The sequence below is a fragment of the Armatimonas sp. genome (assembly GCF_031410135.1).
GTDB lineage: Bacteria > Armatimonadota > Armatimonadia > Armatimonadales > Armatimonadaceae > Armatimonas.
In genome coordinates, this window is the sequence record NZ_JANNYP010000710.1 from 1 (window position 1) to 11,256 (window position 11,256).

General features: G+C 60.1%; 9 protein-coding genes. 5 read left to right on the forward strand and 4 right to left on the reverse strand.

What is annotated here, in order from left to right:
- From RMO15_RS25875 to RMO15_RS25890, 4 genes are all read left to right on the forward strand, one after another.
- On the forward strand, nt 1-574 hold a 574-nt coding region (locus tag RMO15_RS25875), incomplete at its 5' end, for a BadF/BadG/BcrA/BcrD ATPase family protein (protein ID WP_309719582.1).
- Between the two features lie 61 nt (nt 575-635).
- Nucleotides 636-1,403 (forward strand): SPOR domain-containing protein, encoded by a 768-nt coding sequence (locus RMO15_RS25880; protein ID WP_309719584.1) that lies wholly within the window; start codon nt 636-638, stop codon nt 1,401-1,403.
- Nucleotides 1,384-2,436 (forward strand): hypothetical protein, encoded by a 1,053-nt coding sequence (locus RMO15_RS25885; RefSeq protein ID WP_309719586.1) that lies wholly within the window; start codon nt 1,384-1,386, stop codon nt 2,434-2,436. Before RMO15_RS25880 ends, RMO15_RS25885 begins: the two co-directional genes overlap by 20 nt.
- 21 nt (nt 2,437-2,457) lie before the next feature.
- Nucleotides 2,458-3,597, forward strand: a complete 1,140-nt coding sequence (locus RMO15_RS25890; protein ID WP_309719588.1) for an AAA family ATPase — start codon at nt 2,458-2,460, stop codon at nt 3,595-3,597.
- Here the strand turns inward: RMO15_RS25890 and RMO15_RS25895 are convergent.
- Complete coding sequence (locus RMO15_RS25895; protein WP_309719591.1) at nt 3,594-6,155, reverse strand: carbohydrate binding domain-containing protein; 2,562 nt, start codon at nt 6,153-6,155, stop codon at nt 3,594-3,596. The genes RMO15_RS25890 and RMO15_RS25895 overlap by 4 nt on opposite strands.
- Nucleotides 6,156-6,252: 97 nt before the next feature.
- On the opposite strand from RMO15_RS25895, the gene RMO15_RS25900 reads away from it, so the two are divergent.
- Nucleotides 6,253-7,506 carry a Gfo/Idh/MocA family oxidoreductase gene (locus RMO15_RS25900; protein WP_309719594.1) on the forward strand — a complete coding sequence of 418 codons (1,254 nt, stop codon included), beginning with the start codon at nt 6,253-6,255 and terminating at the stop codon, nt 7,504-7,506.
- A gap of 10 nt (nt 7,507-7,516) precedes the next feature.
- On the opposite strand, the gene RMO15_RS25905 is transcribed toward RMO15_RS25900, so the two are convergent.
- The 3 genes from RMO15_RS25905 to serS all read right to left on the reverse strand — a co-directional run.
- Nucleotides 7,517-8,221, reverse strand: coding sequence for an HAD family hydrolase (locus RMO15_RS25905; protein WP_309719596.1), 705 nt, complete (start codon nt 8,219-8,221; stop codon nt 7,517-7,519).
- The gene (locus RMO15_RS25910) at nt 8,221-10,026 is read right to left on the reverse strand and encodes a hypothetical protein (protein WP_309719598.1); all 1,806 of its coding nucleotides are present in this window, start codon (nt 10,024-10,026) and stop codon (nt 8,221-8,223) included. The genes RMO15_RS25905 and RMO15_RS25910 overlap by 1 nt, the downstream gene beginning before the upstream one ends.
- On the reverse strand, nt 10,026-11,256 hold a 1,231-nt coding region (gene serS, locus RMO15_RS25915; protein ID WP_309719601.1), incomplete at its 5' end, for a serine--tRNA ligase. The genes serS and RMO15_RS25910, both read right to left, overlap by 1 nt.

An 11,256-nucleotide genomic window follows, 5' to 3' on the forward strand; every position in this document is an offset into this window, starting at 1 on the left:
CATTTTGTGCGTGGCCGGGACAGGCTCGGTGATCTACGGGGAGGACGAATCCGGAAAGTCGGTGCGGGTAGGCGGACGCGGCTGGGAGTTTGGAGATGAAGGTAGTGGAGCCTATGTCACCACAGAGCTGATGCATCGGACACTACGCGCCTGCGACGGGCTCTGGCCTCACACGCCCCTCACCAAGGCTGTCTGTGGGCTTCTTGAGACCGACGAAGCGGCTCTTGCCGGCGAGCGTGCTCGTCAGCGTGCCCTAATCGAAGGACGAGGGTTTCTGGTACGCTTGGTTCATGCTAAAGCACTAGAAGGGGATCAAGAGGCACAAGGGCTCTTCACCGGAGCCGCAGCCTGGCTTGCACGCTTTGTTCGTGCTGCCTATGAACAGCTTGAGTTTCCCAGCGAACGGGCCGTCCCGGTGGCGCTTGTTGGGGGGATGTGGGAGCAAGTGGGGCAGTGGATGCACGCACCCTTCACGCTTCTTTTGGAGCGCTGGGAGAAAAATATAACTGTCCGGGAGCCTATGGGCAGCCCTGTGGAAGGAGCACTTCGTCTTGCTGAACGAAGTTGTCCTTAACACGGTAGAATAGGGAGGTATTTTTATTAGGAGGTTGGATATGGACTCAGAGAATCCCACATTGAAATGGTCTCTTGCGGCAGTTGGTGTTGTCGTGGTGTGTTTCTGTTTGGGGTATTTTGTCTTCGGAACGAAGGGAGCACCCTCAGATGCCACCCCGGCTGTTGCAACTTCCAGCCCCGAACCGACTCCCAGTGGACTTCAGATCACCGCGGTAGAGAGCCAAGGGCTTCAGGTCGAAGATATTACGGCGGAAAAAGAAGCGGCGCGAAAACGTAAAGAAGAGGCAGAGCGTGCTCGTGAGGAAGCCAAGTTAAAGGCCGCCGATCCTGGCATTATCGAAGCAAGTCCCTCGCCCAGCCCGGACGAAACCTTAACGGACACCAAAGACGAAGATCCTTCCAAGACGGAGCCTGACCCGGTAAAACCTGAAGTAGACCCTACGACGACAGAGCCAGATAAGACTAAGTCTGAGGGGGATAAGCCCAAAGTTGAGCCAGATAAGACCAAGCCTGAGGGGGATAAGCCCAAAGTTGAGCCTGACAAACCGAAGACCGAAGGTGAAAAGTCTAAGACCGAGAGTGAGAAAACGGTCGCTTCTAAGAACCTGTTTCGGGTACGCATTGGCGGAGCAAAAAGTACACGCGATGATGCCGAGAAACTTGTCGCCGAGCTACGAGGACGCGGCTACACGCCGACCATAATCGCCGATCAGCGCAAAGGCAAGACCATCTACCATGTACAAGCCGGTGCGTTCAGCGACTCCGATGGGGCAGAGCGCCGTAAGAAAGAACTTGAAAATAATGGTTATGATGCTCGCGTCAACTAGTTTACTCGCTCTTGTGACGCTTGCACAGACTCCGACACCGTTGCTTAGCCATACATTCATTACTAGCGAGGACGGCTGGCAAGGTATCGGAGAGATCGCTAAAGTTAGCCGAACCGCACCGCCGAAGCCCGTTTTAAGCTTTGAGTACATGGTCAATAAGACCAATCTCAATGCGCTTGTTCGTACGATTGAGCCCGAAGCCCTCAAAGGAGCCCAGCGACTGCACTTTACCCTCAAGGCCGATACCGATACGGTACTGGCCTTTATGGTTCAAGAAAAAGGGGGAGGGCGCTTCATGGCAGTAGCAACCATGCCCAAGAACCTCTGGCAAGAGATCGACCTCGCCGTGACGGACTTGTCCCTGGGACGCGACCCCGGCGACCCGGCGGATGCCAATGGCAAGCTGGACACAGAGAAAATTGAGTCCATCACCGTGGTAGATCTGCATGAGTTCTTGATCCGCATGGAGAGTGCTGCCGTGACGACCCTCTTTCCCGATCTTTCGTCCGGGCCACGTGAGCTCTGGATGCGAGAGTTTACGGTGAGCACTGCGCCCCTGCCCACCTCGTCTCTGGATGGCCTGAGCCGACCTCAGCTCTCTTGGATCGGTGTGGGGGGAGCGGGGCTCAAGCGCGTCTCAGCAGGTGGGCCTCTGACCGGGACAAACCTAGAGGTTACCTACAGTGTGGCTCCAGGAAAGTTTAGTGGGCTTTTTCATGCCATCCCTTCAGGTTCTCTCGCCGGCAAGGCGAGCCTTGGTGTCTCTTTGGCCGTCGCCAAATCCGCGAGCCTGATGGTGCAGCTTGAGGATGACCAGGGGGGTAAGTTTAATGCCATGGTGGAGGTGCCGGGCGTGCGCTCGCCACGGAAAATTTCCCTGCCTTGGAGCGACTTCAAGCCCGCTGATGACAGCAAGCGCGACAAAATGGATGTCGCGCGTGTCAAGCAGATAATGATCCTAGATATCAGCGGCATTACGGAGAGTGTGCAACAAAACAACACCCTCTGGCTAGCCAACTTGGAAGCAAAATAGAACCGTGAGGCAAGATAGAACGTGACCCCTGAGGCCGAACTGCACTACACTCGTGGACGGCTGCACCTGCGCCGTGGCGAGTCTCTTCTCCCCTATGCATCTGCAACTCAAGAGATGCAGACCGCACTCCAGCACTTAAGAGAGGCCAGCAAGCTAGCGCCAAAACATCCTGAGATCTACTACTGGATGGCTCAGGCCCTGCGCCATTTAGGGCAGCGCGATGATGCCATTGCGGCGGCTCGCAAGGCTGCTGAGCTGGCTCCCACCAGCGATGAGTACGGGCGGTTCCTACGTACTCTGGAGAATCCCTCACCAGAGCCCATCTCCACGCGCCCTGCGCCGCCTCTTCGAAATGGTAGCCCGCCCGCTCCCGTGGCAGAGACAGGTAAGCCAGGACTAACCTGGGACGATGTGGTGTTGCCTGCCAAGACCAAGCGTGAGCTGCGTCAGATGCAGCTTCTCCTTGAAAACCCAGACCAGGCGCGGCGCTTGGGGGTTGATCCGCCCACGGGGCTATTGCTCTATGGCCCTCCGGGAACGGGAAAGACGACCATTGCGCGCATTCTGGCCGCACAGGCTAAGTCCAAGTTCTTCGCCACCAGCCCCGCAGAAGTCAACTCCATGTGGGTGGGCGAGGGCGAGAAGGCCGTTGCACGGCTCTTTACCGAGGCACGTCAGAACGCTCCTGCGATTATTTTCTTGGACGAGGTGGATGCGCTCATCCCCAGCCGCGTCGGGGGAATGCACATGCCTTCCGATAAAGTGGTCAATCAGTTTCTGCACGAGATGGATGGCCTGGTGGCGAATCAGGGGCTCTTCGTCGTCGGTGCCACCAACCGACCCGATATGCTCGATCCTGCACTTGTCCGGGGAGGACGGCTCTCGCGCCAGATTGAGATCCCGCTACCCGATGAAGAAGCACGCCGCCAGATCCTGGAGGTCTGTGTCAAGCGGGCAACCATTGGCGACGATGTGGATCTGGACAAGCTGGCGGCAGGTGCGGAGGAGTTCTCTGGGGCCGATCTGCGTGCCTTGGTCAACGAGGCCGGGATGCAGGCCCTGATCCGCCTCGCCGACGAAGGCGGCATCGAGGCGGTCACCATGGTGGACTTTGAGATTGCTCTGGCGAACATGGACAAGACCGAGGACTCGGGTTTCTAGGCCGTCTCAATCTCGTACCAGAGAGTCTTGTGCTCAGGGCCAATGGCTAGAGTGAGGGTGCCGTTCTCAAGTGTCGCAGGAACTTCTTGGCGACGCTTCCCGGTGCCCTCCAGCGCCCAGACCGTCGCTTTCGTCGCTTTTGTCGCGATCTGAATCGTCGCCGAGGGAACTTCGAGCTGTGTCGGGCCAGACTTCCAGGCATCCGCTGCAGAGGTTCGATCTGCGTTCCACGTCATGCCTGGGTTTTCGGCCTTGTCCAGCACCGTGAGCAGAAGCGAGCGCGACAGTTCGGTCGGCTTTCCATCCCGCGCTGTCAGGGTGAGAACCGCAAAGTTGCGCTTGGACGGTGCCACTTCCGCCAGAAATCCTGTGACTCGGGCTGCCTTACCGCCTAGCTTGCCGATCAGTGCCTTAGAGGCGGGGGAGCTAACGCGTACCTGCTGTGCCGCATGATCCCAGACAAACCCCGTGCTCTCTTGCATCGGTTTGGGGTTCTGCACCACGAGCGCGAGAGGGCCAGGGTCTTCTTCAAAACGAACCGCCGCACGGTGTGTCAGGAACGTCTTCGAATCTATTTTTTCGGGGGCGTTCTTGAGGCTCCCTTGGACAAACCGTGTCTCGGAGAGTCCCCAAAAGGCGTAGTCGGTGCCGAGCGCTTTCAGGCCAGGGACCTTGGCTTTAGGCACGGTGAGCTGAATGGCATTGGGTGCGGGAGCGAGATCACCTCGCAGGAACAGCGCGGCGGCGGCAGGCAGAAAGCCGAGCTTGCCGGGATGGAGCTGCTGGTCGAAAAAGCCGGTGATCTTGTCGCTCTGCGCGGTTTCATAGGCGAAGAGAAAGATGCCATCCCAGTCTTGCCAGGCGGCGTAGGCAAAGATCAGGGGAGTCAGCTCGGCGCTGTACTCGCTTGGGGCGGGATGGTCGTACTCGCTGACCGTGAAGGGCTTGCCTTGCACCCGGTGCATCGCGAGGCCGTCCAGGACTCCCGCACCAGAGCTAGCCGTCATGGGAGTGTTCTCGATCTGGAAGTTATTAGGATCAAAGGCCGAGCCAGGGAAGTTGGGGTGCTGCCAGTAGGCGTGCATGTCCACCCAGTCGAGCTTGGACTCTCGGTAGAGCCCCGCCATGCCGCCGTAGCTGGCTTGGGAGCAGGCAATCGACGCTGTGCAGCCCGTTGCGAGAACCGCCGCTTTCATCGTCCGGCAGTAGGAGTCCTCCACGGTCATGAGATAGTGGGTGTAGTCCACACCAGAGTTCGAGCCACTGATCTGCCCTAGCTCAATCGTCCCTTTCTCTAGGCTCTGACCCGAGACGAACTGCATGCCCCCGCCTCCCGGACGAAGGCTCCACTCGCCTAAGTAAATATCCGCATCGCTATCACCAACCGTGAGGGAGAGGCGACAGTGGCCCGGAACAACATTACCATTGGCGATAAAGGTGAAGCTGTAGCGTTTCCAGGCAATGTTCAGGCCGATACTGGTGTCGAGTCCGACCATGCTCCACGGGGCTTGGTCGAGGCGGGCGTTGACATAGACCGTACGTGGTGCCGCTGCCCGTGCGACAAACGAGACCGTGTAGGTCTTTCCTGTCTCTAGTGTCAGGCTGGTCTGGTGAAGCTGGAGGTGCCAGTTAGTGCCGTCGCTCTTTAGTTTTGTGACATGGAGCACCTGGCCACCGGGCGCATTGGTCTGTCCCGCGACACTGATGGAGGCTAGCTCCATCTGCGTTTTTTCGTGAGTCTCGGCGGTCCATCCCGCGACATTACGATTGAGCTGCTCCATGCCCAGCGACTGCCCCGTGTTCCAGGCTTGCCGCAGCGTGACGGTGTTGAGGTACTTCTTTCGGAGATAGACCTGCCAGCCCGCTTCCAGGGGCTTGCGGAGTGCGCTAGGAAGGGCTGCCGCTTGGCCCGCGGAGCCAATCAGAGAGTCTTCGTTGTTCAGCTCGACCAGCGCAAGCACCGGATCGAGCGCCAGTGGCAGGCTCGTGTAGGGGTTTTTATGGGTCAGTATCTGGGTCGCGAACTGCTTTTGAAGCTCGATAGCCCGTGGATGAAAGTACGCGACCACTTTGCCTAGCTCAGGGAGCTTCTCTTGGGTTATGGGAAAGCCATCACCCGGAAGCCACTCGCGCGAGACATGCAGATTAAGATCCACATAGATCCCGTTGCGCTTCAGCTGGGCAATAAAGAACTCCAGCAAGTCCAGGCTTACGGGATCAAGCGAAGTTGTCTTGGTGTAGCGGCCCTTGCTATTAAAGATATTGGGCGTCGCCCACTGCGCATCCATGTGGTGCAGCCGAACCAGGTTCACGCCGTACTTATGCAGCCGGGCCGCGATCTTGGGGGCATCGGCCTTGCTGGGAAACGCCGCCGCCGCGCCTATATTCACCCCCACAAAGCGCACCCGTCGCCCTGTCGCGTCGTAGAAATGCCCATTTTTAGCCGTGAGCTTGTGTTGCGTCGTCAGCGGCGCAGGGTTGAGAGAGGCCACACTGGTCGCTGTCGCGCTGGAATCGTCCCAGGGCAGCGAGAAAGGAAAAGCATTTGTTTGGTTCACAGAGGCATTATAGCCCGTCGTGCGAAGCGGACCGAGCCTGCGTGAGCCAGATTATGGTAAGCTTAGGGGGATATTTCTGTTTCGGAGAGGAAGAAAGATGTCGCAAGAGTTGAATCGAAGAGAGCTACTGTTGGGAAGCGCTGCACTGGCGCTGGGGGCGAGTGAGGCGAAGGCGCAGTCGGCGAATAGCCGCGTGAATGTGGCGGTGATTGGGATCGGGGGGCAAGGGAATTTCTCGATCAAGGAGCTTGCTAAGCTTCAGCCCACCACCAATTTCGTGGCACTGTGTGATGTAGATGATGAGCGTGCCGGGAAAGCCTACGAGCAGTTTCCTAGTGCCAAGAAGTTCTACGACTGGCGTGAGATGTTCGACAAGATGGGCAAGGAGATTGATGCCGTCGTGATCGCCACGCCCGACCACACGCACTTTCACCCGGCGCACCGGGCAATCTCAATGGGCAAGCATGTCTACTTAGAGAAACCCATGGCCCACTCGGTCTGGGAGGTGCGGGAGCTAACGAAGCTGGCGACGGAGAAGAAAGTCGCCACGCAGCTTGGGGTGCAGCGGCACACGCTCCCGGCGATCCATAAGGCCGTCGAGATCATCCAGTCGGGGCTGATCGGCAAGGTCACGGAAGTGCATAGCTGGATCGCCAGTAGCCGGGGAATGCCGCCGGTTCCCACCGACACACCTGCGGTTCCCAGCACGCTCAAGTACGATCTCTGGCTTGGGCCTGCACCGCAGCGGCCCTACACGGCGGAGATTGTCCCCTACAAGTGGCGCTTTTTCTGGGACTACGGCACCGGTGAGGCGGGCAACTGGGGCTGTCATATCCTCGATATTCCCTTCTGGGCGCTAGGGCTGACCTACCCGACCCGCGTGAACTACCACGACGGCGACCCGCTCCACGCCGTGACCACGCCCACGAAGTTTCATGTCAGCTTCAAGTACGAGAAAGACATCACGCTTCACTGGTACCAGGGCACCCCGGCGATCTTGAAAGAGAAGAATCTTGACCCGAAAGGCATGAACAATCTCTTTATCGGCGAGAAGGGGATGCTCCTCTGTGGCTTTGACAAGGCGCAGCTGATCGGCGTGGAAGGTGAGCCGACGGTTAAAGTGCCCAAGTCACCCGGTTTCCACAAAGAGTGGCTCGACGCGATCCAGGGCGGCAAGCCCGCTACGTGTCACTTTGGCTACTCCGGCCCGATGACCGAGACGGTGCTTCTGGGAAACACCGCCTACCGTGCCCAAGAAGGCTTCGACTGGGACGCGAAGACGCTCAAGGCCAGCAGCGCCAAAGCGGCAGCGCTTATCAAGCCCAAGTTCCCCAAAGGCTGGACGGTCTAGTCCCGCCCCTCTAATCGACGGTGATCATTAGTAGCTCGGCGAGCGTCTGAACCGTGTAGTGTGGTTCAGACGCCGTCTCGGGGCGCGGTTTATTCTCGGGGTTGTACCAGATTGCGGTGAGTCCTGCGTTTCGTGCCCCGCCCACATCGGAGACCAGCGAGTCTCCGATGTGGGCGGTGTGCTCGGGGAGCACCCCGAGGCGCTGGCAGGCGAGGTGGAACTGGCGGGGGTCGGGCTTGGCGAAGCCGGTCTGGTCGGGCATGAGGACGGTGTCGAAGAAGTGTCCGAGGCCAAGGCGTGCCAGCTTGCCAATATGTGACTCGGAGACGCCGTTGGTGACAATCCCGAGCTTGAGCCCACGCGCCTTGAGCTGCGTGAGTGTGTGCTCCGCATCGGCAAACGGCGGCGGGGTCTTCTCCCGCGCCTCGCCGTAGCGTGCCGCGAGGCGTTTTAGCTGAGCAAACGAGTGCGTGACTCCCGCTTCTTCCAGTGTCTTCTGCCAGAGTAGCTCCCGGATGCTCTCCAGCGGCTCGGGTGGGCGTGTGTGGATCTCGTAGGTCCAGAACCGATGGGAGATGCGCCAGTACCCCTCCGCAATTGCATTTGGATCGCCGCCGGGCACAAGGCTCGCCACTTCCCGGATGCTCTCGAACATCTGCCCGGTGTCGTCGCAGAGTGTATCGTCGAGGTCGAAGAGGACGGCGTGGATCGGCATTATTTTGTCAAAAACACCAGCGTGGGTTTTTCGGAGACATCCAGCGTCAGGTTGGTGAGCGGCGCTTCGGCTCCCGTGGTCGAGCCGATGGTAAAGCGCACTGCCGTGGCTTTGCTGGCCTTCACGGGGAGCTTGAAGTCGCTCACGGTTTTATCTTCCGCAGTCGGGCACCAGAGCGCGAGAGCGTCTTGCTTGCCGTTGGAGAAGCGCAGGGCCATGACATCGGGGGTGCCCGTTGGGACATCCCCCACAAATCGGTAGCCCTTGAGGCGATTCTTGAGAGTCGCAACCCAGAACCACGAAGGCTTGGGCTTCCACTCGCCCTTTTGTGTCACCAGGCCGCACGTCTCAAAGACCCCGCCGCCGCTTGAGTTCACATCGCGGAGCATGAACATCGCCGTGCGGTCTACCCCGGCGGCGGAGAGCAGCAGATAGGCACGCACCAGCCATGCGGCCTGCACGGTCTGCGCATCCATGCTCTTAATCGCCGGGCAGTGGATGGGGGAGCGCGGGTCGGTGTCCCAGCCAAACTCGGTCAGCCAGAGCTCGCAGTGGGGCGCGTTTTTATCCCGCCACTTTGTGACTGCTTCCAGCTTACCGCGCAGGTTATCGGCCTCAGGGGAGATTCCCGTCTTGCCAAAGCCCTGCTCGCCGCCATCGGTGCAGTAGTGGTGGACATTGATCACGCCTGCTGGGAAGCGCCCGTTGCGGTGAAAACTTGCCCAGTGCTGCATGGCCGTCAGGTAGTCGAGGCTGAGCCCGGCGAGACCACCTAGTACTAATGGCATGCTGGGGTCGGCTCTATGGATCGCGTCTTCATCGGCAGCGCACAGGGCGGCCAGCTCATACGGTGTGAACCAGCCACCGCGCCCCTCCCAGGTCTTGTCAGGCTCGTTCCAGTTCTCTAAGTAGCGCAGCGTCGCGAGCCCGGAGACACGTGGCTGGCCCGGCGCAAGGCTCAGTGCACTATCGGGGACTTTCTTGTTGCTGTAGCGCGCCGCAAACTGAAACAGATGCGCCGCGTGGGCGTTTACGTCTGGCTTGTCGTTAAAAACCTTGCCCGCGCTATTGCCCTGGACACAGGGGACAACGGTCACGCCCGCGCTCGCCAGCTTCTTGTAGTAGTCATCGAAGAACCAGGAGCTACCGCCTGCGGCAGCGCTCGGGTTGAAGCGGGTCTGCCGATCCGGGTTCTCGGTGTCCCAGGCCCAGGAGTGGTACTCGCGCACAAAGCCCGCGACCCCGGTGATCTTGTCAAGGGGATCGTCTATGAAGGCGTTGGTTCCCACAAACTGCTCAAAGCTCACACGTGGCTTGCGCGGAGTGGGGACGGCGCTAGAGCGATTGCCCAACGACGGTGTGAGCGTAGGGATGCCATAGACCACGAGCTCCTGGAGCGCCGTGGGCGTGGGAATCGTTAGGCGCAGGTAGCGTGTCTTGGTGTCGAGGCGAAGCTCGCACCAGCCCTGGTACTTGTCCCGGACGAGGTTCTTCTGCGCGCTCCACGCAAACGGCTTTCCTGTCGCCACGCCAATCTCGCTCGTGCCGGTATTGTTGTAGAGGAGTAGCCGCGTGACACTGTGCTCCGTGCCCAGATCCACCGTCACATGCACCGGGTAGCGCCACGGGGCAGACCAGCCGGGGAAAAACTCCGTCGTGGGCTTGCCCTCAACTCCGAGCGCCTGCTCATCCACCAGCGTCTTCACATCGGCGACGGCCTCTTCGCAGAGCAGCTGGCTTGAGTGAAGCGCGAGCTTCGTCTCGATGGGCTGAGCAAGCGCAATCAGAGCGGGAGGGAAGAGCATTAGCCTAGTTTTTCCAGGCCACCCAGGTACGGACGAAGCGCGGCGGGAAGTGTGACGGTGCCATCGGCGTTCTGGTGGGTTTCGAGAAGCGCGGCGTAGACCCTGGCGAGTGCCGTCCCGGAGGCGTTGAGGAGGTGGGGAAACTCGGGCTTTGCGCCTGCCTCGCGCCGAAAGCGAATGTTGGCACGGCGTGCCTGGAAGTCCGTGCCATCCGAAGCCGACGAGACCTCTAGCCACTTGCCGACACCTGGTGCCCAGGCCTCAATGTCCACGGTGCGTGCCATCGAGAAGCTCGTGTCTCCGGCGGCGAGTAGCAGCAGGCGGTGGGGGATTTCGAGGCCGTCGAGCACGGCGCAGGCCTGCTGCACCATCTCGTCTTGGGCGGCGGCGCTTGCTTCGGGGAGGGTGTACTGGAATATCTCCACTTTATCGAACTGATGGACGCGCTGGAGGCCACGGGTGTCTTTCCCCGCCGCCCCGGCTTCTCGCCGCCAGCAGGGGGTGTGCGCGACGTACTTAATCGGCAGGACACCCGGCTCCAGCAGCTCGCCCCGGTGCACATTGACCAGCGCGGGTTCCGCCGTCGGGACAAAGAACTGATCGCTCTCGGCATCGTGGTACATCTCGGGGGCGAACTTGACGATATGCCCCGATGCGGTGATGGACTCACGGGTGAGCAAATAGGGGACGCCCAGCTCTGTGTAGCCGTGCACCGTGGTGTGCAGGTCCAGCATGTAGTTGATCAGTGCCCGCTGAAGCCGCGCCCCAACGCCCGTGTAAAGCACAAAGCCGCTGCCGCTGAGCTTTGCGCCGCGTTCGGTGTCAAATAGCCCGAGCGATGTGCCCAAGTCCCAGTGCGCTTTGGGCTCGAAATCAAACACACGGAGTGGCTTGTTCGCGCCTCGAATCTCCGCGTTGCACTCCTCGCCGCCCTCGGGGACATCGTCTAAAACCAAGTTCGGGAGCTTCGAGAGCAACGCTTCTTGCTCGGGGTCAAGGGACTTCAGCTCCTCGTCGAGGCTCTGGAGACGGGATTTCAGCTCGCCGGAGCGAGCTAGGATCGAGGCGGCATCTTCCCCGGCTTTCTTGGCGGCGGCGATCTGTGGCCCGAGCTTGTTCTGCTCCGCGCGGAGCACTTCCCACTCGCTCTGCTTCTCACGGCGGGTGACATCGAGCGCCAGAAGGGCGTCTATCTTACTTGTGTCCTCGCCGCGCTTGGCAAGGTTGGCC